Below are 23,838 nucleotides of genomic sequence, written 5' to 3'. Positions count from 1 at the left end.
CTGCTTCAGGATCTTTGCGTGTTGCCGACGGGAACCGCGAGTGGTTTCTTGAGCAGGGCCAGCCAGTTTCCCCCGGCGATCAGCAGTACGCCACCTATGGCCGCCGGGGTCCAGCGGTATCCCTCCCAGATGGTTGAAAGCAGTAGCGCTACCAGCGGGAAGAGCAGGGTCGAGTAGGCGGCCCGACCGGCGCCGATGCGGCCGATGAGACTGAGGTAGCAGCCGAAGGCGATGACTGAACCGAAGATCGCCAGGTAGGCCAGCGAGAGCAGGTAGGCGGGGCTGGTGTCGATCTGCAAGGGGGCACCGCTGGCCAGGGCCACCGCCAGCATGCAGAGGGTGCCGTAGCTCATCCCCCAGGCGTTGGTCTGGATCACTGGTAGCCCGGCACGCTGGTTGCGCGCCGAGAGGATATTGCCGAGGGATGCGAGATAGGTCGCGGCGATGCTGAGCAGCAGGCCGCTGACCACCGCCCCGCTGAAATGAACCGCGACCAGCTCCGGCCAGAAGAGCAGTCCCAGCCCGCAGAGGCCGAAACCTCCTCCCAGCAGCACCCGCCATTCGAGCGGGGTGCTGAGAAATATCCTGCCGTTGACGATGTTCATCACCACGATGGTTGAAAAGACCACCGCCGCCAGGCCACTGGTAATCTGCAGTTCGGCCAGATAAAAGCACAGATAGTTGAGAGCGAACAGCGAGATCCCTTGCAGTGCAATAAACAGCTGATCCTGCGCCGAGAAACGCAGCGGCAGGCGGCGCAGCAGGCAAAAGCCGAGCAGCAGCAGCGAAGCAAGCCCGAAGCGCCAGCAGATTGAGACCACTGGCGCGATAGTGCCGAGCTGAAATTTGATCGCCAGCCAGGTGGAGCCCCAGATCAGGACGGTAGCGCAGTAGAAGATGACATTAAGCATATGCAGGTCCGGTCTGAAAGGGACGGGTTTGTCGGGCGTTTTAGCAACCTCAGGCAGGCTTTTGACCGTCGCCTGAGAAACAGAGGTCGTTGTGCACCAGTGTGCCAAGGGGCGTCTGCTGGTGCTCCGAGAATTCCCTCAGAATCTAAACCATGAAAGTAGCTCCGATCGTGTAGTCGAAGCTATCTAAAAAATAGGCAGCCGGCAAAAACACCGGTGCCCGATTGGCACTGGGACTGCGCATCGATGAGGCCTTGAAACGGCTCGGTGAGCTGCTGTGCTTTTTCTCGCGAATTGAGCCGGAAGGGTTTTTGAGCAGGCGGCATTCTGTCTGCTGGGTGCGGTTTATTTCATTTTTCGGAGTTAGTAAAACGGAACCCAGTTTCTGTTTGGCCCACGGCAAATTTTTTTATGAAAAATCCGACCTTTTTTATTCTGGATTTAAACTAGCCACCCTTAACTTTTCTGTTAAGATTTCAGGTAGTTGAAATGGGTGAATGGGGGCTTTTTTTTATTTAGTTGACAAGTATATTTAGCGGGAGTATTAGTGCGCGAAATAGGCATATCCGGCTACGGAGCGCGCAACGACCAAGCGACAAAAGAGACCCCTTTTTAGCCACAGACGTCAGGCGCTTCGCGCCAAGAGGAATGCACCCCGCAAGGGTAGATTTTGTAGTGGCTTGTTTTACTTAAAAAGGGGTTGACCATGAATATTGCACTCGCTTTTAATCAGCGTGGCGCAGAAGGAGATGACCCTCTCCCTGCACCCTGCACCCTGCACCCGCAGCAAACATCATCAGACCTTTACGCCGAATGGGACGATGAACAGACCATAGCGGCGGTCGCTTCCGCTCTCGCTCAACAGCATCAGGTTTCGTTGGTCAATGCCGACCTCGACGCCTTCGAACGACTTCGAGGACTAAAACCGGATCTGGTCTTCAATATGTCCGAAGGCCTCTTCGGCGGAAGTCGTGAATCCCAAATTCCGGCGCTGCTGGAGATGCTGCAAATCCCCTATACCGGGAGTGATCCGCTGACTCTCGGGCTCTGTCTCGACAAGTACCGCACCAAAGAGATTCTCAGCTACAACCACATTGCAACGCCGGACTTTGTCCTCATCGACAACGCTGACGAGCTCCCCGCTCATATGAGTTACCCGCTGTTGGTCAAACCTCCCCTCGAAGGTTCGAGCAAGGGGATTACCGACAGCTCGCTGGTTCGCACGCCGCAGGAGTTACAGCGTGAACTGGTGCGCGTTCGTGAAAATTATGCGCAGCAGGCGCTGGTCGAAGAATTCCTCTGCGGGCGTGAATTTACCGTCGCCCTGCTCGGTAACGGTACAGATGTTCGCGTACTGCCGATTGTCGAAATCGATTTTTCGACTCTGCCAGAGGGCGCCAACCCGATCTATTCCTACGAGGCCAAGTGGCTCTGGGATACTGATGATGACCCGCTCCAGATTTTTCATTGTCCCGCTCCCCTCGAACCGTTGTTACGGCGTTCGATCGAGGATCTCTGCCGTAAGGCTTTTAACCACCTGGGTTGCCGTGACTGGTGCCGCATCGATGTGCGGCTCGACAGTGAGGGTCATCCGCAGATCATCGAAGTGAATCCGTTGCCCGGGGTCCTCCCGCGGCCGGAGCAGAACAGCTGCTTCCCCAAGGCCGCGCGTGCGGCGGGCCTCAGCTATTCAGAGATGATTCTGAGTGTCGTCGATGCCGCTTGCGAGCGGCTGGGACTGGTGGAGAAAAATCATGCGCATCGCCGTTTGTTATAATCAGACCCCTAAAAAACCGAATCAGGGCGAAGCCCGTGACCTGATCGCCGATGCCGGCTCGTTTGACGAAGCCAAGGCGGTGCAGAAGGCGTTGGCCTCCCTTGGGCATCAGGCCGAGCTGCTGCCGCTGGCAGATGACCTGGTGGATTTCATCCAGCGGATCAAGGCCTTTGCTCCCGGGGTAGTCTTCAATCTGTGTGAAGGTTTCTGGGGTAATGCGCGGCAGGAGATGCATGTCGCGGCCCTGTTTGAACTGCTGAGAATCCCCTTCACCGGATCCAATGCGCTCTGCCTCGGCCTGAGCCAGGACAAAATCCGCACCAAAGCCTTGCTGCAGCAGAGCGGTCTGCCGACTCCGGCCTTTGCCATCGCCAAACAGAAGGGTGATGCCCTGCGTCTCGAAAAGCTGAAGTTTCCGCTGATTGTCAAACCCCCATATGAAGACGCCTCGCAGGGGATTGAACATGCGAGTGTGGTGGACAACAAGCAGACGCTGGCCAAACGGATCCGCTATATCCATGAGGTCTATCGTCAGCCGGCGCTGGTCGAAGAGTTTATCGAAGGTCGCGAGTTGAACGTCGCCATTTTAGGCGGGGTGAAACCGAAGATTCTGCCGATCTCCGAGATCACCTTTGACCCGTCATTGCCGCGCGCCATGGTCTGTTTTGACAGCAAGTGGTCGCCGGAGTCTGCCGCATACCGTGGCACCAGGCCCGTTTGCCCGGCGGCGCTGACCGCCAAGGAGACGCTGCTGATCTACACTGTGGCCGAGCGCGCGTATACCCTGCTGGGCTGTCGTGATTACGCGCGGGTCGATATCCGTCTGCGCAATAACACCCCATTTATCCTCGAAATCAACGCCAATCCGGATATCTCGCCGGATGCCGGTCTCACGCGGTCCGCTACGGCGGCCGGCCTGAACTATGCTCAACTCATCGATCGTATTCTGGCTTTTGTCAGCCAGAGAAAGGAAGTTGCCGATGCGCGCCCTTAAACGCAGTGATCTGGCGCAACTCAAAGGGATCTTGAATCGCCTCAAACTGGCGGGTTCCTTCACCAGGGACGAAGTCGTCTGCGCCATGGAATTGCTGCAGATCGTTCTCGATCAACCTGAACAGAAGGATTACCTGGTACTGGTGGCCGAAAAACCACAAGGGGTGGTCGGATACATCCTCTATGGACCGGTGCCGGTGACCAGTGGCAATTTTGATATCTACTGGATCGCCACCGACCCGAGTGTTCAGGGGGAAGGTTTTGGTCGTCTGCTGATGGAGGCCGCCGAGCGCGACATGTGCGAACGGGGTGCCCGTATGATCTGTCTCGAAACCTCGTCGAAGGGCTCCTACCAACGGACGCGTTCCTTCTACGACAACGCCGGCTACCTGCAGGAATCGGTAATCGCCGATTTCTACACACCGGGCGATGACCGGATCACCTACGTCAAGCGTTTTGCCTAACTGGAGGGAATGATGGAATCCTGGCAAAAAATATTACAAAATAGCATTACCGATCCGACCGTGCTGGCACGCAAGTTTGGGATTGACCCGGCGCCATTGCTGAAGGTCGCCGAACGCTACCCGATGCGGATTAACCCCTATTATCTGAGTTTGATCCGTGAAGTCGGCGATCCGATCTGGAAGCAGGCGATGCCCGATGCGCTGGAGCTGCAGGATAAGGTCTGTCACGTCGACCCACTTAATGAGGAGAATCAGAGCCCGGTACCGAATCTGGTGCACCGCTATCCTGATCGGGTGCTGTTTATCATCAGTTCGACCTGCGCCATGTACTGCCGCTTCTGCACGCGCAAGCGCAAGGTCGGATGCGCAGATATGGCGGTCAACGACACAACCATCGATGACGGCATCGCCTATATCCAGCAGCATCCGGAAATTCGTGATGTCATCCTTTCGGGTGGTGATCCGTTATTGCGCAGCGATGAGAGCCTCGACAGTATCCTTAAGCGGCTGCGGGCGATCCCGCATATCGAGATGATCCGCATCGGATCGCGGATCCCGGTGGTTCTGCCGCAGCGGATCACGCCGAACCTGGTGCGGGTGCTGCGGCGCTATCATCCGATCTATCTCAATACCCACTTCAACCATCCGGATGAGATCACCCCGCAATCAACCCGCGCCTGCGCGCGTCTGGCCAACGCCGGGATCCCGCTGGGGAACCAGACCGTTCTGATGCGCGGCGTCAATGATGACCCGCTGGTAATGCGGCGCCTGATGCAGAAGCTGTTGATGATCCGGGTGCGGCCCTACTACATCTACCAGGCCGATCTGGTGCAGGGGACCGACCACTTCCGCACCAGCGTTGAAGAGGGGCTGGAAGTGATGCGTGCCCTGCGTGGACATACCTCGGGGATGGCGGTGCCGGCTTATGTCATCGATGCGCCAGGCGGTGGCGGGAAAATCCCGCTGTTGCCCGATTACCTGCAGCAGCTCGGTGACGATGTGGTCCTCAAAAATTATAAGGGCGACACCTATCATTACCCCAACGCCGAACCTGCCGAGGCGGATGAGCGGGTTATCGTCCGGCAGGCAGACGCGGGTTAGAATCCAACACGGCTGCCGTATGGCTCGGCAACCTCAAAGGAACCAGACATGTTTCGCATAAGACGGCTGTTTGATAGTTGGTTGCCTGCCAATCGTATCGTGCTTGATCAGGTCCAGGCGATTCTGCGCGAGCAGTTTTCCGGGCTCAGCGTGAGTGATGTCGACAAGCTGCCCCAACAGCTGGACAACCCGGTCAAACACGGCTTCCGTGCCATTCTCTACGTGGCGGAAGGGGCCAGGCGGGGGGTGAAAGGCTTTGCCCTGCTGCTGCATGAGCCTGATCTTAAGTTTGACTATCTCGACTATATCAGCACGGCCTCCGGTATGACCGGGCGCGGGATCGGTGGGGCGCTCTATGAGCGGGTGCGGGGTGACGCCAAAAAATGGAACAGTCGCGGTATCTTCTTCGAATGTCTGCCGGATGATCCGGCGCTCTGTGCCGATAGCAAAGTCAGGGCGCAGAACCGGGCGCGGCTGAAGTTTTATGAACAATACGGTGCCACGCCCCTTGCCGGCACCGCTTATGAAACCCCGGTTAAGCCGGGGGATGATAACCCGCCCTACCTGGTCTTTGACCCGCTGGACAGTTCGCGGCCCTTGTCCCGCGATGATGCTCAGGCCCTGGTGCGGGCGATTCTCGAGCGCAAGTACAAGCATCATTGTCCGCCTGAGTACATCAAGCTGGTGGTTGAGTCTTTCAGCGCCGATCCGGTCAGTCAGCGCCCGCTGCGTTATCTCAAATCCCCAGTGAACGGGGTCAAGGCTCCAAAGACCCTGACCGAAGATCAGCAGATTCTGCTGGTCATCAATGATCAGCACGATATTCATCATATCCGCGAGCGGGGTTACGTCGAGTCGCCGGTGCGGATTCGCTCGATTCTGCGTGAACTGAAGCCGACCGGGTTGTTCCGGGAAGGCGCGATCAAGCGTCATCCGGAGAAGCTTCTGCAGCGGGTGCACGACAAGGCGTATATCCGCTATCTGAAAACGGTCTGTCTTGGCCTGCCCGAGAAGCAGGCGGTTTATCCTTATGTTTTCCCGATCCGCAATCAGGCGCGGCCGCCCCTCGACCGTGAAATTCGCGCCGGTTATTACTGCATCGACACCTTCACGCCGCTGACCGCCAATGCCTATCCTGCGGCCAGACGTGCGACTGATTGCGCCCTGACCGCCGCGGGGAGTCTGCTCGACGGGCAGCGCCTGGCCTATGCCCTGGTGCGCCCGCCGGGACACCATGCCGAACGTCGGGTTTATGGCGGCTTCTGTTATTTCAACTCTTCGGCGGTGGCAGCCGAGATGCTTTCGAGCCACGGACGGGTTGCCGTGCTGGATGTCGATTATCACCATGGCAACGGCACCCAGGACATCTTCTACGGGCGTGCCGATGTCTTGACCCTGTCGATTCACGGTCATCCGAATTTTGCCTACCCCTATTTCAGCGGGTTCGAAGACGAACATGGGGAAGGGGAAGGCCTTGGCTTTAATCAGAACTACGCGCTGGGCGAGAAACTGGACGGGGAGGGTTACCGCAAGGTGCTCGAAAAGGCCTTACGCCGCATCGCAAAATTCAAGCCCCAGTTTCTGGTGATTGCCCTGGGTCTTGATACGGCCAACGGCGATCCGACCGGGACATGGAGTCTGCTCAAGGAAGATTTTTTCGCCAACGGCCAGCTGCTGGGAGAGCTGCGTCTGCCGACCCTGGTGGTGCAGGAGGGGGGCTACGACAGCCGCGTCCTCGGGCTCAACGCGAAGCAATTTTTTAAGGGGTTGTGGGCCGGCGCCTATCGCGTTTAACCAGGAAAGCTAACCTTCTTCGGGGAAGCCTGTTGCCAATTCTGGGGCTGGTTCCTTTTCCTTTTCCGGGGCTGGTTCCGCTTCCTGTGCCGGTTGATGCTGCTGAGCTTTCTCCAGAATCTGGCCATCAACGCTGCGCAGGTGCAGGTCACGCTGCGGGAAGGGGATCTCGATTCCGGCTTCGCGGAAACGAGCATCGATCTGCTGCAGCATCTCACTTCGGATGCCGAAGCTCCCCACGATATCCGGGATAAAAACCCGAATTTCAAAATTGAGAGAACTATCCCCGAATTCCATAAAGAGGACTTTCGCTGCCGGATCCTTAACCGCATCTGGATGTTGTTGGGCGATTTCGGTGAGAATTTGCATCACGCGTGGCACATCGCTGCCGTAGGCGACCCCGACGGGAATGGCCAGGCGGGCCATCCGCGTGCTGTGGGTCCAGTTGGTGACCTTTTCCGAGACCAGCTGTGAATTTGGAACGATGATTTCAGAGTGATCAATTATTTCGACCACGGTTGAACGCAACCCGATTTTCGTAATATTCCCCCATTCTTCGTTGACCACTATGAAATCGCCAACCTTGACCGGTCGTTCAAAGAGCAGGATCAGGCCGGAGAGGAAGTTGTTGACGATATCCTGCAGGCCGAAGCCGATCCCGATACCGAAGGCGCCAAGAATCACGACGAAGTTTTGCAGGCTCATACCGAGCAGGCTGAGGACGGCCAGAAAGCCGAAGCTCACCATCCCATAGTGCACCAGCTTTTTGATCGCATCGCGCACGCCCCGATCGACCGATTTGCGATAGAAGAGACGGGTCTCCAGCAATCCCTGCAGCAGCCAGGATACCTGCATAGCCAGGTAGAATGAGATCAGGGCAAGAATTAACATCTCCAGGCTGATGCGCGTTTTGCCGAAATGAATGGAAAAGTCTGAAATCAGGGCCCAGGCTTCTTGACTGCTGTTGACCAGCCGCCACAGCGGCAGCAGATAATACAGGCAATAGAGGACAACCATCATTTGCAGAAGATGATAGAAGCGCAGTGCCAGCTCTTTGCCGTAATGGCTAAAAAATTTATGTCGGGCAAGCCTCTGGTGTTGCAGGACAAAGTCGATCGCCCCTCTGCCCAGGCGCAAAATCATGATGGCAAACAGAATAACCATCCCGGTTTCAAATGCCGCCTGCAATAACCAGGAGGCGAAATTCATATAGCCCGCCATCTGGGTCAGGAATGACAATAGCAGCACGACAACAGCTATACGCATCAGGAATCGGAAGAAATTCCCGGCCTTAGGCCCGCGGACTTTAAGTGAGGTCCGGATCTGCCCGATCAACAGCGGCACGGTTGCCACGGCCAGAAATGCGATGTAGATCCGGTAGAGCGGCTGGGGCAGGTCGATCATGCGGAAACCGGTGGTCAGAACCAGCACCACCGCGGCCAGAAAGAGCATCCGCACCTGGCGTCGATTCTCCATCAGCCCCGCCGCCAGAATCGAACCGGTCACGACGCTGGCGAGCATCAGGGCGAAACGGAGCTGGGTCGGTGGTGCCGGAAAAAGATTACCCACCAGAATCAGCGAGAGGAACCCGCCGGTAGCAAAAGGGTGTGAGAGGACAAAAAGCCACTCTTTGTTTTCCTGCACCGGAAGCCTGTAACGTCTGATCGCGTAGCCTAAGCCGATGAACCCCAGGCCAAGTACGCCGAAGATCCAGATATAGCGTTGCAGATACTCCCAATCGATTTTTTTGGCGGTTTGCCAGCCTTGAAGAACTTGAGCCCAGAGCTCGGGGGTGAAGCGGGCCTGAAAACCAGGGGAAAAAAACGAATATTCATTCTTACGAAAGGTTGCTTTACGCAAGGCCGCCAGGGCCCCTGCGAACCTGTCCAGTTCGGTATTAACCTTCTGTTGCAGGGTACTGGTCTTTTCCTGAATTTTAAGAATGGCACCGGAGGTCTTCTGGCCTCCCTGCTCAAGGCGTTTCAACAGAGTTTTGACCTGACCGACGGTGGTCACCGGAACGGCGACCTTCTGTGCCTTTAGTTCCTTGTTCCATTGCTGCCAGAAGTCACTCTCTTCACGGCTCTTGCTAAGAATTTGTTCTACGTTTTTCTGACGTTCAGCCAGTTTGGCCTGCAATCCTTCCAGGTTCTGTTTCAATTGCAGAAACTGGTTGTTGAACTGGCTCAGGCGATCAACGTACCATTCGTTCGGGTCGCCGAGGAGTGCAGCCTTGTCGTGAAGATCCTGAAGCTGGGTTGTGAAGTTCCGCAGAGCCTCTTCGCTGTCTTTCAGTTCGGCGAGGAGATGCAGACGGCTTTCGGAATTATCAACAAACTCGGTCAGCTTACTGGTGCGTGGACCGAGTTCGCTGAGCCCGGGAAAGGACGGAGCGGCTGGCGCGGCGGCTGGTGCTGTTTGCGCCGGAGCGGCGGTATCGGCTGCTGCCGCCAGAGTCTGCATGGGGACGGCCGCCAGCAACAGCAGCGCCACCAAAATGATGAAATATCGATTCAGAACCATTTTTTCCTTTTGAAATACCAGAGCATACCGCTGGCACAGCTGATGAGGATCATCCAGACCATCGGGTAGCCCCAGGCCCACTTGAGCTCGGGCATGTTCTCAAAGTTCATGCCGTAGATCCCGGCAATAAAGGTCAGGGGGATAAAGAGCGAGGCCATGATGGTGAGAACCTTCATGGTTTCGTTCATTTTCTGGCTGGACAACGACAGGTAAAGGTCGAGCAGGTTAGCGCTCGAGTCGCGCATCAGTTCGAGCGAATTGACAGCATGGGAAATGTGGTCGAGCAGATCGCGCAGAAAAATTTCGGTACCCGGCGTCAGCAACGCAGATTCAAGTTGACGAAATTCGGTGATCGCAATCTGTAACGGCCAGATCGAACGCCTGAGCATGATCATCTGTTGTTTGAGACGGTGGATCTCCTGCAAAACATTTTGTTCGGGGTCAAGTAGCAGGGATTCTTCAATATCTTCCAGTTGCTCACCCAGATCGGAAAGGATATGGAAATAGCTGTCGACGACAGAATCGAGAATGGCGTAGGCGAGATAATCGGTGCCGCGCTGCCTGATCTTGCCGGTGGCCCGGTTGATCCGGTCGCGTAGCCGGTCAAAGATATCTTCAGGTTTCTCCTGAAAGGTCAGCAGCCAGTTCGGCCCGATCACCATGCTGATCTGTTCCTGTTCGAGCTGATGTGTGTCTTTCTGTACGTGAATCAGTTTGAAGATCAACAGAATGTAGGAATCGAACTCCTCGCACTTCGGTTGATGTTCGGTATTGAGGATATCTTCGAGGGCCAGGGCATGAAGATCGAAGACCTGTCCGAGATCGCTGATCAGATCTGTCTGGTGGATACCGCAGATATTGATCCAGCTGACCGAATCCGAATTCTTGAAAGTTTTCGATTGTTCCGGAGAGATGTTCGTGACAATTTTATGACTTTCGGAATTATAATCGATAACCGAGATCGAAGCCGTGTCCGTCTTCTGCCGCCCGATATGGACCAGCGTTCCCGGCGAAAGGCCGATCGGTTTCGCTTCTGAAAATAGTCTCATCCCAGTTTCTCCATCATGCCTGTTTCCCTCCCTTGATATTAACGCTCCGCGCCGTAATCCGCCTCGGTCAAGCCGGAAGTGTAATCGTCCAGTGTCTCTTCGGCCTCATCGGTGTCCTTGACCCGGGCAATATTCATCAGGGCGTCCCCTTCATAAGTCAATGGCAGGTTGAGTTGGCCGATCACTACTCCGGTCAGGGGTGAGAAGAGCTTTTGGGTCTCATCACCCAGGGGGTCGCTCTGAATCCCGAGCAGATCCCCTTTATGGACCAGACTGCCGAGAGAGACCCGTTTTTCAAAGATACCGCTCATGGTGGCACGGATCCAATGGGTTTTGTCGGAATGGATCGGATCCTGCGCCGGTTTTTTGCGAGCGGGACTGAGCATGCCGATGGCGCGCATGACATTGAGGATGCCCTGAGTGCCGGTCTTGATCGCCGCCGGGTTAAAGTAGAGCGCCTCGCCCGCTTCATAGAGCAGGATCGGAATCCCCTTGTCGGCCACCGCCTCGCGTAAGGATCCGTCACGCACCTCGGAGTGAATCACCAGCGGGGCGCCAAAGGCGTCGGCCAGCCGGGCGGTTTCCGGGTCCGAAAGATCGGCGCGGATCTGGGGCAGGTTGCTGCGATAGTTGGAGCCGGTGTGCAGGTCGATGCCGTGGCTGCAGCGATTGACGATCTGGTCCATGAACAGATGCGCCAGGCGACTGGCCAGCGAACCGGTCGCCGAGCCCGGAAAGGATCGATTCAGATCACGTCGGTCAGGCAGATATCTGGTGCGCTGGATAAAACCGAAGGGGTTAACCACCGGAATCGCCAGCAAGGTTCCTTTTAAGCGTGACAGGGAGCGGCTCTGCAGCAGCTTACGGATGATCTCGACCCCGTTGATCTCATCACCATGGATCGCGGCACTGACAAACAGGGTCGGACCCTTTTGCCGGCCGTGAATTACGTGCACCGGCAAGGTCACTTCCGCGTGGGTGTAAAGTTTTGCCATCGGCAGATCAATCGTGGTGCGGGTGCCCGCACTGACATTGACTCCCCCCAGCGAAAATGCCGCCTGGTTTCTCATCCCTTACCTCTGGTTTTGGTTTTGCCCGGTTTGGCCTGTTTCTCGATGAACTGAATGATCTGAGCGGCCACGTCTTTCTCTGTCGCCAGTTCAATCCCTTCGAGCCCGGGGGAGGAGTTGACCTCCATAATGACCGGTCCGTGATTAGAACGCAGCAGATCGACGCCGGCAACACTCAAACCCATGATGCGTGCTGCGCGAATCGCCGTGGAGCGTTCTTCGGGGGTCAGGCGGACGATGGTGGCCGAGCCGCCGCGATGGAGGTTGGAGCGGAACTCGCCCTCTTTGCCCTGACGCTTCATTGCGGCTACAACCTTATCGCCGATGATGAAGCAGCGAATATCGGCACCACCTGCCTCCTTGATAAATTCCTGAACCAGAATGTTCTCGCGCAGACCGCGGAAGGCCTCGATGACGCTTTCGGCCGCCTTGTTGGTTTCGGCCAGAACCACGCCGATCCCCTGTGTCCCTTCCAGGAGTTTGATGACCAGGGGCGCCCCGCCGACCATATCAATCAGGTCGTTGGTGTATTTGGTCGAATGGGCAAAGCCGGTGACCGGCATGCCGATCCCCTTGCGTGCCAGCAACTGCATGCTGCGCAATTTGTCGCGCGAGCGGCTGATGGCGACCGATTCGTTGACGCTGTAGACGTTCATCATTTCAAACTGACGCACAACCGCGGTGCCGTAGAAGGTGACGGAGGCGCCGATGCGGGGGATGATGGCGTCAAAATCCTTCAACTCCTCCCCCTTGTAGTGAATTGTCGGTCTCTGTGACGCGATGGTCATATAGCAGCGCAAGGGGTCGATCACTTGAATTTCATGGCCAAGCTCTTCTCCCGCTTCGACGAGGCGCCGGGTTGAGTAGAGTTTAGGGTTGCGCGAGAGGATGGCAATTTTCATGCTGATAGCTCCTTTTTCGGGGGATACTCTTTCCGCAGGGATTTGCCAATCAGATACGAGTGGCTCGAATCGACCAGAAATTCAAGCTTCTGCAGGGCGCTGCGGCCGAGAAGCATACGGAATTTCATGGTGTCGCGGTTGGTGAGGGTTATTTCGATCGGGCAGAGATGCTGGCCGAGCTTGATAGGTGTTTCAATGACGAAGCGATTTTCACGGTGTCCGCCTGAATCGGTTACCAGGCGCTGCTCCTTGACCGGCGCGGTGCAGATCAGTTCAATCTCTTCGCGCTTTCTCAAAGGATGCACGCCAAAGCGGACCATGGCGATGCCATCCTGGCGGAAGGGTTCGACAAAGAACGCGTGCAGGGCGGAGGTCCGGGCGCCGGTGTCAATTTTGGCTTTGATGCCGGGGATCTGCAGCTCGGGCAGGGATATCCATTCGCGCCAGCCGATAGTTGTATTCATCAATAGGTCCTTAACCCGAGTAAAATGCTCCAGACTGAGCGCTCTTATAGGTTGATGTCCTTCCGTGAAGCAAGGGAAATTTGTCACAGAATCGGTCTGAATTCCATTTTACTGTATCTGGCGTTCAAACGCTTCAAATTTAAGATGTTTTTTCAGGCAAGGGGGTGTTCGGGGGCTTGTTAAGCGATGGATATCTGCGAGAGTCGTCAGCATTGCGATGAGACTCTCGCAGAGAAATTGCACTTCGGTCAGGGCGCCGCCTGGCGTTCATACTCTTCGACCATGGTGCGGTAGCGTTTTTCGAGCTGCGGGGATTTACTGGCCGCTTCGGTGTAGGCGTCAAGCATCCGCGCGCGGACTTCGGCGGGGAGGATCCTTTCGGCCAGAGGGTAGAGGATGTTGTCTTCCTTATCAATATGGCCGCGCAGCAGTTCGGCGTAGCCGCGCGCATGTTCGATTAGCGCCGGTGCCTGCCCGCTTTGTCCTTCCAGCATCTTCCGGGCCGCTTCTTCCATGCCCTTGACCCGCGCACGACCCTGGTCATGTTCCATCAGCATCGCCTCGATCGGCGAACTTTTGGCGGGCATGCCGTTGCCGACCAGTTCGACAAACAGGACATCCTCCTCCTTGGCGTGATGAAAGTGATCGGCGTAGTTGCGGATGAAATCGACTGCGTCGAGATAGAATTGCCAGTTGCGAAATTTTCCGCTTTCGACCAGGGCGGTGTTCTGTTCGACCAGCGCGATCATGCGCAGAATCAGCTGATGTTCGTCCTTGAGCCGCTGGGTGACATTTTCAGTCATGATCAGGACTTCCTTTCGCCGTTAACCCCGATAACTGCAACTTCAAACGGTATGTTTTTACCTGAAAGTTCCAGCGCCTTTTCGGCCATCATCGCCAGGCCACGACAGCAGGGGACTTCCATAATCGTGACGGTCAGGGATTTGACCTCGTTTTCGCGCAGCATTGCCGCCAGTTTTTCGACATAGGGGCTGGTATCATCCAGCTTGGGGCAGGCGTTGACCAGCACTTTCCCTTTGATGAAGTCGCGATGGAATTCGGCGTAGGCGAAGGGCGCACAGTCCGCAGCGATCAGCAGATGGGCATCCTTCAACCAGGGCGCCGAGGGCGGGACCAGGTGAAGCTGGGTCGGCCACTGACGCAATTCTGACTGCAGGCGTCCGCTGGTTTCTGCCGTATTGGTTTGCGGAGCTTCGACGGTACGGACCTGGCTGCCGGGGCAGCCGCAAGCGAGTTTACTCATGATGTTATCTCCATCTCAGTTTAAGGTTGTTTGGTTTCTGGTTATTTTCTGAAATTCTACATTCATGGGGCCGGTGAGGTGTGAGGTGTGAGGTGTGATGTAAAGTCCTGAAGAGTTGTTCTTCCGCCTCACTCCTGACGCCTCACGCCTCACTGCTTTTCCAGGTATTCGACTATTTCCTGTTCAATCCTGGCTTCAATCTCAGCGCCCAGGGCATGAATACCGACCACGTCCTTGACCAGACAGATACCGACGCCGCAGGTTACGCAGCCGATTTCGTAACGGTCGAGGATTTCGCCGATTTTTGGATGATCTTCGATCACTTTGTTGATGGCTTGTTCGCCAATTTCTGCCGGTAAATTCATGGTACGTTCTCCTTAGTTTCATTGTCGATGTTGTTAGGATAGCTGCTTGATCGGAAGAAAAATATGATTCAAGTCAAAATAAGATAAAAATAGTCATCTTTTTTATGTGGGGCAAAAAAAACGGTATTTTTTACCGAAGGTCGATGTTGATTGAGTGGCATAAAAGGGGTTGAAACAAATTGTTATCAATGATATATCGTATTATTCATATTAATTGGTTAGTGGTTAGTGGTTGGTGTGCGGTGGCGGCAACCAAACCAGCTGTTATGCTTTGGTGAGATTACCCACTCCCTCATAAAGAAAGATGTTCAGTTTATGAAACGGTTATCAGCACTTTGGGTCTTTTTAGGCCTGTTGACGGCGGGACAATGCGCTGCATCCGAGTTGCGTGTCCCTGAACTCTGGACGGCGCAAAGTGCGGTTATTTTTGCCCGCCAGAATAATCCCGATGCTCTGATCGCACACCAGCGGATGCTCGAGGCCGCGGCGGTATTGAAGAAAGCGGCCGTCGGGTTTTATCCGCAGGTTGACTTGAGTGGCGGTTATAGTCAGACCAACAACCCGATGTATTCGTTTGGCAATATCCTCACCCAGGGTGAGTTTAACCAGGGGATCAATTTTAACGATCCAGGTCGCACCGACAATCTGGAGCTGGCGGTTGGGGTGCAATACCGTATCTATAATGGCGGTCAGGATGTGGCAGGTAAGGCCGCCGCCGAGGCGGGCGTCGATGTGTCCGCAGCTGAGCAAAAAACAACCCGGTTGCAGCTTGAATTTGCCGCCTATCAGGGATTTCAGCGGATTGTGGAAGCCGAAAATGTCGTTAAAGCACGTCAGTCAGGGTTAGAGGCGGTCCGTTCTTCACTTCAGGTAGCGCAGGCCAGGTTCGATGCCGGGGATTTGTTAAAGCTTGATCTGCTTAATCTGGAAGTGCAGGAATCGCAGGCGAAGGAAACCCTGATTCAGAGCCGGCATAATCTGGAATTGGCGAAGAAGATTTTTTTGACCCTGCTGGGACTTTCAAGCGGCGAGGTTAACGTCGATGTTTCAGCGGTGGAAGATCAGGTTGTACCGGTCGATCCTGGCCCCGACCAGCGACCCGAACTGCAACGCGTGAATGCGGCAATTCAGGCCCTGGAGGCGAAGGAGTCAGCGGTCCGTGGCAGCCGTCTGCCGACGGTCGATAGCTTTGCGCGCTATCAATATGATCAAGGGACTGTTCTCGGTGGAAACGGGGATTCCTGGCTGGCTGGAGTTAAAGTTAATTTTAAATTGTTCGATGGTCATAGAGCAAGCGCAGATATCGCTCAGGTTCATGCTCAACTTGGTGCCCTACGCGCTGCCCGACATAAATTGCAGTTGGCCCTCGGGTTTGAAATCGCCCAGGCGCAATTGGCTCTTGATCAGGCCCAGCAGCGCCTGCAGGTAACCAGAGTTATGCTCGAACAGGCGACTGAGGGCGCACAACTCAGTCATGCTCAATTTCGTGAGGGCGTGATTTTGACCTCCGACCTGATCAATAGTGAAAATCGTTTGACAGATGCTCGCTTGCATAATGTCCTTTCGTCTTCGGCGGTTCAGGTTGCCATCGCCGATTTACGGCGTACCGCAGGACTTCCCCAGTTTGACTCTTCTCTCAATGATCAACCCAACGTGGAGAACCAGCCATGATGTTGAAACAACCCCTATTCTTTGTCTTGCTCCTTCTTTTGCTTTCACTAAGTGCTTGCAGTGAGTCGAAAGAAAAAACAGCGATAAAATCCGTGCCACAGGCGCCTGTTCAGGTTCAGGTTAAAACCCTGAGCTTAAGCGAGGTACCATTTCAGGTTGAAGTGGCTGGAACTCTGCAAGCCGTCGAGCGGGCGCTGATCTCTTCCCGCGTCAGCGGACAGATTACTGAAATGCCGGTGTCAGTGGGTTCCAAGGTGGCAAAGGGAGATCTGCTGGTGAAGATCCGCGCCGCCGAAATTAATGCCAAAGTCATGCAGGCCAAAACCCAGTTGGCGCAGGCAGAACGCAACCTGGACCGGGAAACAAGACTGCTGAAAGTTAATGCTTCGACCCAGGAAAGGGTGAAATCCCTGAGCGAGATGGTTCAAATCAGTAAGGCTGGGTACCATGAGGCGCTGGCCATGCTCGACTACACCCAGGTTAGAGCACCCTTTGCCGGAACAGTTACTCACAAAATGGTCGATATCGGTGATCTGTCGGCGCCTGGGGCGCCTCTGCTCAACCTCGAAAATGGTCGCGCTCTTGAGGTCCTGGTGCAGGTGCCCGAAGCTCTTGCTCAGGGTTTGAGCCTGGGGACCAGCCTCTCCGTCATTATTCCCGCAGCCCAACTTGAACTCCAGGTTAAAATAAGTGAAATCTCACCGACTGCCGATCCGACATCACGCACCAGGCAAATAAAGCTGACCCTGCCTGTCAACCCAGCACTGCGCGCAGGTCAATTTGCACGCGTCTCACTGGCCGCCAAGCGAGCAACGACTCTGCTGGTGCCCCAAAGCGCTGTGCACCAAAATGGCCAGATGGAGCAGGTTTATGTGGCAGAACAGGGCGTTGCCCGGATGCGACTCGTCCGGACGGGGGCAGATTACGCAGACCAGGTCGAAATTCTCAGTGGCCTGAACGCCGGCGAGCAGATCGTGATCTCGGCAAAAACTGAGCTGAAAGATGGACAACCTCTCGAAATCATTCAGACTGGGCTCGGCAAATGAAGGTGCCACGGACAGAAAACCTCGGGTTTGCAGGCCGCATGGCAGCGATTTTTGTCAACTCGCGCCTCACCCCGATGGCCATCATTTTTTCGCTACTCCTAGGGTTTATGGCGATCACCCTGTTGCCGCGCGAGGAAGAACCGCAGATCAAAGTGCCGATGATCGATGTCCTGGTCAGCATGCCAGGCGCGACGCCTTCGGAGGTTGAACAACGGGTTTCAATTCCGATGGAGAAACTGCTCTATGAACTGCCGGGGGTTGAATATATCTATTCCACCTCGATGTCTGGTCAGAGCATGCTGGTTGTGCGTTTTTATGTTGGACAGAATCTTGAGGAAGCGATTGTGCGTCTCAACCAGAAGCTGGCGACCAATTTTGATCGCATTCCGCACGGGGTTTCGCCGCCGCTGATCAAGCCGCACAGCATCGACGATGTTCCGATTCTCGCGCTGACCTTTCATGGCGGGGGCTATGATCATTCTACCCTGCGCCGACTGGCCGCCCAGGTTGACGATGAAATCAAGAGCATCACCAATGTTGCCGAGACCAAGTTGATCGGGGGAACCCGGCGACAGGTTCGGGTCGAATTCGATCCCCTGCGATTGGCGGCGCGAAATCTCATTCCGAGCCAGCTGATCTCGGCCCTTCAACAAGCCAATACCCAGAATTATACCGGTAAAGTTGAATCGCTTAATCATGAAGTGCTCCTGCAGACGGGTCAGTTTCTGCAGTCCGCTGCGGAGATTGGTCGCATCGTGGTTGGCGTCTATGGTGGCCGTCCGGTTTATCTGTCTGATGTTGCGCAGATAATCGATGGCCCGCAAGAGCCGGACACCTATGTGTTGTACGGCGAGCCAGGCAAAAAGGAAGAAGCGGCAGTGACCCTGTCAATTGCCAAGCGACCCGGCACCAACGCGATCGACGTGGTTCATGATGTCGAGGCCAAGATTGAAAGTTTAAAAGGAACCCTGATACCGGCGGATCTCAGTGTCAGCATTACACGTAACTACGGTAAAACCGCTGCCGATAAATCCAACGAACTGCTGCTGCATATGGGCATTGCCGTCATCGGCGTATCATTATTGATCCTCTTTTTCCTCGGTTTTAGGGAATCGCTGGTGGTCATGCTGGCGATCCCGTCAACGCTGGCTCTGAGCCTGATGGTTTTCTACCTTTACGGTTACACTCTCAACCGAATCACCCTGTTTGCCCTGATCTTTTCCATCGGGATTCTGGTCGATGACGCCATTGTCGTGGTTGAAAATATTGTGCGCCACATGCGCTTGCCGAGTGCCCGTAACAAATCAATGGTGACGATCACGGTCGAGGCGGTGGCCGAGGTTGGTAACCCGACAATTCTGGCGACCCTGGCGGTTATCGCCGCGATTTTGCCCATGGCCTTTGTTGGTGGTCTGATGGGGCCTTATATGCGGCCGATCCCGATTGGGTCTTCGGCGGCAATGCTTTTTTCGTTGTTGATCGCTTTCACTGTCACTCCCTGGGCAGCTGTTCATCTGTTGCGCCGACACAAAAGCCCACACAAGGCCGAGAATAAAATCGAGGTCGAGATTGAACAAGACCTGGAGCAAACCCGAACCTGGTTAACCAGGGGGTACTACCGGGTCATGGAGCCCCTGCTCTCAAGCGTTCTTGCGCAAACCGTGTTTTTCGCGGTGATTATAGTGTTACTCCTGGCGAGTTGTTCGTTGGTCTATTTTGGCCAGGTTAAGGTCAAGATGCTCCCCTTCGACAACAAGAGTGAGTTTCAGGTGATCCTTAATATGCCCGAAGGTTCAACTCTTGAGCAGACCAGCCAGGTTGCGCTTGAAATGGGTGAGGTGGTGAAGAACGATTCAGCAACCACTGATTACCAGATCTACGTAGGCACTTCTTCGCCTTACAATTTCAATGGTCTGGTGCGGCATTACTTCATGCGTAGCGGTTCGTCGGTGGCCGATATTCAGGTCAACCTGTTACCCAAGGAAGAGCGGCCACTGCAGAGTCATGCCATCGCAGTGCGCATAAGACCAGCGTTGGCCAGGATTGCCCAAAAATATGGTGCTACTGTTGCAGTCGCAGAAGTGCCACCCGGTCCGCCAGTGCTGTCAACCCTGGTCGCCGAGATCTACGGCAACAGTGACGCCCAACGGGTCAAATTGGCCAAAGAGGTCCGCAAAATTTTTAATCATACAAAAGGTGTGGTTGATGTTGACTGGTATCGCGAGACTGATCGTCAGCGCCTGGTGTTAAAGGTCGATAAAGAGAAAGCCGCCCTCAACGGCATTAGTGAGGGCGAGATCACCCGCACGATTCAGATGGCGACCCAGGGGATGTCGGTGGATTTGTTTCATCAGCCCACGGATAAGGAAGAGATCAATATTATTTTGGAATTGCCGATCCGTTTGCGGGCACGGATTGACGGCCTGTTGAATATTTCTTTAAGGTCCGCTCGAAATCCGCAAGGCGCGTTGGTCCCGCTGCGTGAGCTCGTGACGGTCAGTCAACAACCGGTGGAGCAGCCGCGCTATCGCAAGAATTTGAAACCGGTTATCTACGTTACGGGTGATGTTGCGGGCAGCGTGGAGAGCCCGGTTTACGCCATCTTCGATATGAATAAACAGCTGGCCAAGCTCAAAGGAACCGATTTCGGCGGGCATAATGCCGCGATCGAAGTCTTCAACCTCCATCAGCCGTTCAGCACCGCCGAGCCTTCCATTAAATGGGATGGCGAGTGGCATATTACCCTTGAAGTCTTCCGCGATCTGGGGCTGGCTTTCGCTGTGGTGATGGTCTTGATCTACATGCTGATGGTTGGCTGGTTCAAGGATTATTTTACCCCGTTGGTGGTGATGGCCGCGATCCCCTTTTCCTTGATCGGGATCCTCCCCGCCCATTGGGGGATAGGCGCCTTCTTTACCGCGACATCAATGATCGGTTTTATGGCTGGCGCTGGAATTGTTATTCGTAATTCGATTATCCTGATCGATTTTATCGAACTGCGGATCAGCCACGGCCTGCCGCTGGGCGAAGCGGTAATCGAAGCTGGTGCCGTCCGCTTTCGGCCGATGCTGTTGACCGCATTGGCGGTGGTCGTTGGAGCTTCGGTGATTCTCCCTGACCCGATTTTCCAGGGGTTGGCCATCTCCCTGATGTTCGGCGAAATTGCCTCGTTACTGATCAGCTGCATTGCTATTCCGGTACTTTATTCAATGCTCAAAAAGAGAGGGTTCGAAAAGAAAGCTCAGCAGGAACAGGGTTTGTGAGATGAAGAGGCCGGGTATGGGTTGTCTTTAACAACGAATGAAGAGGCGACAGATTCCCTGACAAAGTCGCAATTGAATTGGTGTTAAACCACATGAGGGGCCGTCCCGTTCTAGCCGGGCTGGCCCCTCATGTGGTGCGGTAATAGTGATTTGTGCGGGACGTCAACCTGATTCATCTGGTGTGTGGAGCGTGAGGTATATGTCACGGCCCGGGCTGCGGATGGCTTCTTCTTTCAGGCCCGAAATAATTTTCGTCTCTGCCTTTTCTGCGTATTTGTTGCGAGCGGATGTCGACCCAACCACTCTCCCTCTTGAACTTTATAATTCTGCAAGTTTCAATTAAGCGGTTAAGGCTGAAGTCCTTAACCAGATCAAAAGTTCCATCAGTGTAGATGACACGCATCAGCATGGGCTACCCTTTTTAGAAAAAAGTAAATTCTCTTACTTTTACCCTCCGAATGTTCTAGCAACTCTTGTTCCAAGAAAAAAAATCTTTTTAAAATAGCTATCTTAGCGAGCCAAAGTGGGGTTGGGAAAATAGCTGTAAATTTTTCCGACAAAATGGATAGGGTCAGTTCGGAAATATTTCGGTAGAAAAAGGTGAGATCCCGAAAAAAGAGCGCAGACCCAAGCTGAGAGTATCAGTTGGGCCTGCGCTCTTTTTTCGGGCGGGTGCTGCAGAGAGTTGAACCAGCCGACTCTATTCGTTGATCCTGGCTTCTGTTGCAACCTCTTCGACTTGGGGACTGAAGAACGTTTTCTGTACGGCCGCGCCAACATCATTGATGCGGGACTGAGCACCATCAAGATATTCGTGCAGACCCTGGGTGAATATGTCATCCAGGGCGGCAAAGTCAAATTCGGACAGGAGCCGTCCAAGGCTCTGTTCGGCCTTGTTAGAAAAGGTGCCGCGCGAGCTGCCGGTGATGTTGTTCATCGAAATCATGGCAGTCACGACGCTGTAGTGTACGGCCCGTGGGAATGTCGCGCTGAGCAGCAGGAACTCGACGATCTTTTTGGGGTCGATCCGGCCGTATTGCTTGCGGTACATCTCGAACGCGCTGGCCGACCTTAAGAGTGCTCCCCAGAGGATGTTGTCATAGGGGCTGCCGATATAATCGACGGAGGGGAGCAGGATAAAGTATTTGACATCGAGGATCCGCGAGGTCTTGTCGGCGCGTTCCAGCATGCGGCCCAGGCGGCCGAAATGCCAGCCCTCGCCATGATTCATGGTGCAGTCGGTGATGCCGATAAAGGTGTGGCTGGCAGTCATGATGTCGACAAAAAACTGGTGCGGCAGATCCATCGACACTTCTTTGGCCGCATTATTGATCATCAGGTAGAAAGTGTTGATCTGTTCCCACATCTCCGAACTGATATATTCGCGGACCGAGCGTGCATTTTCACGCGCCGCGCGCACACAGGAGTGGATTGAGTTGGGGTTGTTGCGGTCGAACACCAGAAATTCGATGGCCTTCTCACGCGTGGCTTCACCATGGAGTTTTTTGAAGAGCTCGTGGTCGCCAGTCGTGTTGATCAGGGGTTGCCACTGATCGCTGGCGCCTTCGGGGATATCGAGGGTCATGTGATAGTTGGCATCGATGAAACGGGCGACATTTTCGGCCCGTTCGATGTAACGGTTGAGCCAGTACATGGAATTTGCAACGCGACTTAGCATTAGTTGACCTCCTGTTGCTGCTGCATCGAGGATGCTGTGGCAGAGCTGTCATCCGCATTGAGCACCCAGGTGTCTTTGCTCCCGCCGCCTTGTGATGAATTGACCACCAGCGAACCCTTTTTCAGTGCCACCCGGGTTAATCCGCCGGGCAGGACATAGATACTCTCTTTGCCATAGAGGATGTAGGGGCGCAGATCGACGTGCCGCCCCTCGAAGTGATCCTCAAGCAGCACGGGGACGCGTGATAGCGCCAGGGTCGGTTGGGCGATATAGGTGCGTGGATTGGCCTCAATCCGTTTGGCAAATTCGGCCTGTTCTTCGGCAGTTGAATGCGGCCCGACGAGCATGCCGTAGCCACCGGATTCATTGACCGCCTTGACCACCAGCTTGTCGAGGTTCTCGAGGACATACTTGCGGTCTTCATCCCGCCAGCAGGCGTAAGTCGGAACATTGTTGAGGATCGGTTCTTCGTTCAGATAGTAGCGAATGATCTCGGGCACGTAGGCATAGACCGCCTTGTCATCGGCGACGCCGGTGCCGGGCGCATTGGCCAGCGCGACCTTCCCTTTGCTGTAGGCTTTCATCAGGCCGGGGACTCCGAGCATCGAATCGGCGCGGAAGGCCTTGGGATCCATGAAGTCATCATCGATACGGCGATAGATGACATCGACCTTTTCAAGCCCCTTGGTCGTGCGCATCATCACTTCGCCACGGTTGACGACAAGATCGCCCCCTTCAACCAGCGGAACCCCCATCTGTTGAGCTAAAAAGCTGTGCTCGAAATAGGCCGAATTGTAAATCCCCGGCGTCCAGACGACGACGTTGGGCGAGCGAATGCCCTGTGGGGCCAGACCTTGCAGCATCTCCAGCAGGCGGCTGGGGTAATCGGTGACCGGCTGAACGCTGCAGGCGTCGAAGACCATCGGGAAGGTGCGTTTCATGATCAGACGGTTTTCCAGCACATAGGAAACACCCGAAGGGCAGCGCAGGTTATCTTCCAGCACATAATATTTACCGTCACCGCCGCGCACCAGGTCGGTACCGGTAATGTGACACCAGATGCCACCGGGCGGTTTCAGGCCGATACAGGGCTTGCGAAAGCCGTCGGCCGAGAGCACCAGTTCGGATGGAACGATGCCATCCTTTAAAATCTTCTGTTCGTTGTAAACGTCATCGATAAAGGCGTTCAGGGCCTTGATACGCTGTTTCAGGCCACGCTCCAGAACTTCCCACTCATCGGCCTGGACGATGCGCGGCACAATATCGAAGGGGAATATTTTTTCGGTTTGAGCGTCGCTGCCATAGACGTTAAAGGTGATTCCGAGGTTGAGCAGGGCTTTTTCCGCGGCTTTCTGGCGACGATGCAACTCTTTGTCAGGCAGGGCATTGATCCGCTCTATCAGAAGATCGGCCCCGGGGCGCGGGTTTCCCTGCTCGTCGAACACTTCATCGTAAAATCCCTCTGTATCATAACCAGTAAATCTCATCTGAGGCTCCTTTCCG

The 23,838-nt window shown here is 55.0% G+C and carries 21 protein-coding genes; 9 read left to right on the top strand and 12 right to left on the bottom strand.

Annotation, left to right across the window (positions count from 1 at the left end):
• Positions 1-5: 5 nt before the first annotated feature.
• Positions 6-911, bottom strand: coding sequence for a DMT family transporter (locus D888_RS0116485; RefSeq protein ID WP_020677677.1), 906 nt, complete (start codon positions 909-911; stop codon positions 6-8).
• A gap of 224 nt (positions 912-1,135) precedes the next feature.
• Between D888_RS0116485 and D888_RS0116480 the strand changes: the two genes are divergently transcribed.
• The 6 genes from D888_RS0116480 to D888_RS0116455 all read left to right on the top strand — a co-directional run bounded on the left by D888_RS0116480 (position 1,136) and on the right by D888_RS0116455 (position 7,040).
• Positions 1,136-1,399 carry a hypothetical protein gene (locus D888_RS0116480; protein ID WP_020677676.1) on the top strand — a complete coding sequence of 88 codons (264 nt, stop codon included), beginning with the start codon at positions 1,136-1,138 and terminating at the stop codon, positions 1,397-1,399.
• A 218-nt stretch (positions 1,400-1,617) separates the two neighbouring features.
• A complete protein-coding gene (locus tag D888_RS0116475) occupies positions 1,618-2,688 on the top strand; it encodes a D-alanine--D-alanine ligase family protein (protein WP_020677675.1) in 1,071 nt (356 codons plus the stop codon).
• Positions 2,666-3,682, top strand: coding sequence for a D-alanine--D-alanine ligase family protein (locus tag D888_RS0116470; RefSeq protein WP_020677674.1), 1,017 nt, complete (start codon positions 2,666-2,668; stop codon positions 3,680-3,682). Before D888_RS0116475 ends, D888_RS0116470 begins: the two co-directional genes overlap by 23 nt.
• Positions 3,669-4,145: a GNAT family N-acetyltransferase gene (locus D888_RS0116465; protein ID WP_020677673.1), complete on the top strand. Its 477-nt coding sequence runs from the start codon at positions 3,669-3,671 to the stop codon at positions 4,143-4,145. The genes D888_RS0116470 and D888_RS0116465 overlap by 14 nt, the downstream gene beginning before the upstream one ends.
• Before the next feature lie 12 nt (positions 4,146-4,157).
• The gene (locus D888_RS0116460; protein ID WP_020677672.1) at positions 4,158-5,246 is read left to right on the top strand and encodes a KamA family radical SAM protein; all 1,089 of its coding nucleotides are present in this window, start codon (positions 4,158-4,160) and stop codon (positions 5,244-5,246) included.
• A gap of 48 nt (positions 5,247-5,294) precedes the next feature.
• Positions 5,295-7,040: a hypothetical protein gene (locus D888_RS0116455; RefSeq protein WP_020677671.1), complete on the top strand. Its 1,746-nt coding sequence runs from the start codon at positions 5,295-5,297 to the stop codon at positions 7,038-7,040.
• A gap of 9 nt (positions 7,041-7,049) precedes the next feature.
• Here the strand turns inward: D888_RS0116455 and D888_RS23375 are convergent, their stop codons facing one another.
• The 8 genes from D888_RS23375 to D888_RS0116415 all read right to left on the bottom strand — a co-directional run bounded on the left by D888_RS23375 (position 7,050) and on the right by D888_RS0116415 (position 14,677).
• Positions 7,050-9,563 (bottom strand): mechanosensitive ion channel domain-containing protein, encoded by a 2,514-nt coding sequence (locus D888_RS23375; RefSeq protein ID WP_020677670.1) that lies wholly within the window; start codon positions 9,561-9,563, stop codon positions 7,050-7,052.
• The gene (gene corA, locus D888_RS0116445; RefSeq protein WP_020677669.1) at positions 9,554-10,612 is read right to left on the bottom strand and encodes a magnesium/cobalt transporter CorA; all 1,059 of its coding nucleotides are present in this window, start codon (positions 10,610-10,612) and stop codon (positions 9,554-9,556) included. The genes D888_RS23375 and corA overlap by 10 nt, the downstream gene beginning before the upstream one ends.
• A gap of 38 nt (positions 10,613-10,650) precedes the next feature.
• A complete protein-coding gene (locus tag D888_RS0116440; protein ID WP_020677668.1) occupies positions 10,651-11,682 on the bottom strand; it encodes a succinylglutamate desuccinylase/aspartoacylase family protein in 1,032 nt (343 codons plus the stop codon).
• A complete protein-coding gene (gene rimK, locus D888_RS0116435) occupies positions 11,679-12,584 on the bottom strand; it encodes a 30S ribosomal protein S6--L-glutamate ligase (RefSeq protein WP_020677667.1) in 906 nt (301 codons plus the stop codon). The genes D888_RS0116440 and rimK overlap by 4 nt, the downstream gene beginning before the upstream one ends.
• Positions 12,581-13,048, bottom strand: coding sequence for an ATP-dependent zinc protease family protein (locus D888_RS0116430; protein ID WP_020677666.1), 468 nt, complete (start codon positions 13,046-13,048; stop codon positions 12,581-12,583). The genes rimK and D888_RS0116430 overlap by 4 nt, the downstream gene beginning before the upstream one ends.
• A gap of 248 nt (positions 13,049-13,296) precedes the next feature.
• Complete coding sequence (locus D888_RS0116425) at positions 13,297-13,851, bottom strand: hemerythrin domain-containing protein (protein WP_020677665.1); 555 nt, start codon at positions 13,849-13,851, stop codon at positions 13,297-13,299.
• A gap of 2 nt (positions 13,852-13,853) precedes the next feature.
• Positions 13,854-14,312 (bottom strand): hypothetical protein, encoded by a 459-nt coding sequence (locus tag D888_RS22075; RefSeq protein WP_020677664.1) that lies wholly within the window; start codon positions 14,310-14,312, stop codon positions 13,854-13,856.
• 149 nt (positions 14,313-14,461) lie between these two features.
• Positions 14,462-14,677, bottom strand: coding sequence for a hypothetical protein (locus D888_RS0116415; protein ID WP_020677663.1), 216 nt, complete (start codon positions 14,675-14,677; stop codon positions 14,462-14,464).
• 315 nt (positions 14,678-14,992) lie between these two features.
• Here D888_RS0116415 and D888_RS0116410 point away from each other — a divergent pair, with 315 nt between their 5' ends.
• From D888_RS0116410 to D888_RS0116400, 3 genes are read left to right on the top strand one after another with little or no spacing between them, the layout of a single operon-like run.
• A complete protein-coding gene (locus D888_RS0116410) occupies positions 14,993-16,348 on the top strand; it encodes a TolC family protein (RefSeq protein ID WP_020677662.1) in 1,356 nt (451 codons plus the stop codon).
• Complete coding sequence (locus D888_RS0116405) at positions 16,345-17,394, top strand: efflux RND transporter periplasmic adaptor subunit (RefSeq protein ID WP_020677661.1); 1,050 nt, start codon at positions 16,345-16,347, stop codon at positions 17,392-17,394. The genes D888_RS0116410 and D888_RS0116405 overlap by 4 nt, the downstream gene beginning before the upstream one ends.
• Positions 17,391-20,657 carry an efflux RND transporter permease subunit gene (locus D888_RS0116400; protein WP_020677660.1) on the top strand — a complete coding sequence of 1,089 codons (3,267 nt, stop codon included), beginning with the start codon at positions 17,391-17,393 and terminating at the stop codon, positions 20,655-20,657. Before D888_RS0116405 ends, D888_RS0116400 begins: the two co-directional genes overlap by 4 nt.
• Before the next feature lie 202 nt (positions 20,658-20,859).
• Here D888_RS0116400 and D888_RS24900 read toward each other — a convergent pair whose 3' ends face one another.
• The 3 genes from D888_RS24900 to D888_RS0116385 all read right to left on the bottom strand — a co-directional run bounded on the left by D888_RS24900 (position 20,860) and on the right by D888_RS0116385 (position 23,822).
• Entirely contained in the window at positions 20,860-21,060 is a 201-nt protein-coding gene (locus D888_RS24900) for a GSU3473 family protein (protein ID WP_342666823.1), read from the bottom strand.
• Between the two features lie 297 nt (positions 21,061-21,357).
• Complete coding sequence (locus D888_RS0116390; RefSeq protein WP_020677658.1) at positions 21,358-22,335, bottom strand: alpha-E domain-containing protein; 978 nt, start codon at positions 22,333-22,335, stop codon at positions 21,358-21,360.
• The gene (locus tag D888_RS0116385) at positions 22,335-23,822 is read right to left on the bottom strand and encodes a circularly permuted type 2 ATP-grasp protein (protein ID WP_020677657.1); all 1,488 of its coding nucleotides are present in this window, start codon (positions 23,820-23,822) and stop codon (positions 22,335-22,337) included. Before D888_RS0116385 ends, D888_RS0116390 begins: the two co-directional genes overlap by 1 nt.
• Positions 23,823-23,838: the final 16 nt, after the last annotated feature.

It is taken from the genome of Geopsychrobacter electrodiphilus DSM 16401 (assembly GCF_000384395.1).
Classification (GTDB): Bacteria; Desulfobacterota; Desulfuromonadia; order Desulfuromonadales; family Geopsychrobacteraceae; genus Geopsychrobacter; species Geopsychrobacter electrodiphilus.
This window is presented reverse-complemented; position numbering and strand designations above follow the sequence as displayed.

Coding starts and splice junctions, on each gene's coding strand:
- D888_RS0116430 (WP_020677666.1), bottom strand. CDS start 13,048: ATGAATACAACTATCGGCTGGCGCGAATGGATATCCCTGCCCGAGCTG.
- D888_RS0116405 (WP_020677661.1), top strand. CDS start 16,345: ATGATGTTGAAACAACCCCTATTCTTTGTCTTGCTCCTTCTTTTGCTT.
- D888_RS0116410 (WP_020677662.1), top strand. CDS start 14,993: ATGAAACGGTTATCAGCACTTTGGGTCTTTTTAGGCCTGTTGACGGCG.
- D888_RS0116415 (WP_020677663.1), bottom strand. CDS start 14,677: ATGAATTTACCGGCAGAAATTGGCGAACAAGCCATCAACAAAGTGATC.
- D888_RS0116455 (WP_020677671.1), top strand. CDS start 5,295: ATGTTTCGCATAAGACGGCTGTTTGATAGTTGGTTGCCTGCCAATCGT.
- D888_RS0116465 (WP_020677673.1), top strand. CDS start 3,669: ATGCGCGCCCTTAAACGCAGTGATCTGGCGCAACTCAAAGGGATCTTG.
- D888_RS0116425 (WP_020677665.1), bottom strand. CDS start 13,851: ATGACTGAAAATGTCACCCAGCGGCTCAAGGACGAACATCAGCTGATT.
- corA (WP_020677669.1), bottom strand. CDS start 10,612: ATGAGACTATTTTCAGAAGCGAAACCGATCGGCCTTTCGCCGGGAACG.
- D888_RS0116440 (WP_020677668.1), bottom strand. CDS start 11,682: ATGAGAAACCAGGCGGCATTTTCGCTGGGGGGAGTCAATGTCAGTGCG.
- D888_RS0116470 (WP_020677674.1), top strand. CDS start 2,666: ATGCGCATCGCCGTTTGTTATAATCAGACCCCTAAAAAACCGAATCAG.
- rimK (WP_020677667.1), bottom strand. CDS start 12,584: ATGAAAATTGCCATCCTCTCGCGCAACCCTAAACTCTACTCAACCCGG.
- D888_RS0116385 (WP_020677657.1), bottom strand. CDS start 23,822: ATGAGATTTACTGGTTATGATACAGAGGGATTTTACGATGAAGTGTTC.
- D888_RS22075 (WP_020677664.1), bottom strand. CDS start 14,312: ATGAGTAAACTCGCTTGCGGCTGCCCCGGCAGCCAGGTCCGTACCGTC.
- D888_RS0116475 (WP_020677675.1), top strand. CDS start 1,618: ATGAATATTGCACTCGCTTTTAATCAGCGTGGCGCAGAAGGAGATGAC.
- D888_RS0116390 (WP_020677658.1), bottom strand. CDS start 22,335: ATGCTAAGTCGCGTTGCAAATTCCATGTACTGGCTCAACCGTTACATC.
- D888_RS0116400 (WP_020677660.1), top strand. CDS start 17,391: ATGAAGGTGCCACGGACAGAAAACCTCGGGTTTGCAGGCCGCATGGCA.
- D888_RS0116460 (WP_020677672.1), top strand. CDS start 4,158: ATGGAATCCTGGCAAAAAATATTACAAAATAGCATTACCGATCCGACC.
- D888_RS24900 (WP_342666823.1), bottom strand. CDS start 21,060: ATGCGTGTCATCTACACTGATGGAACTTTTGATCTGGTTAAGGACTTC.
- D888_RS23375 (WP_020677670.1), bottom strand. CDS start 9,563: ATGGTTCTGAATCGATATTTCATCATTTTGGTGGCGCTGCTGTTGCTG.
- D888_RS0116485 (WP_020677677.1), bottom strand. CDS start 911: ATGCTTAATGTCATCTTCTACTGCGCTACCGTCCTGATCTGGGGCTCC.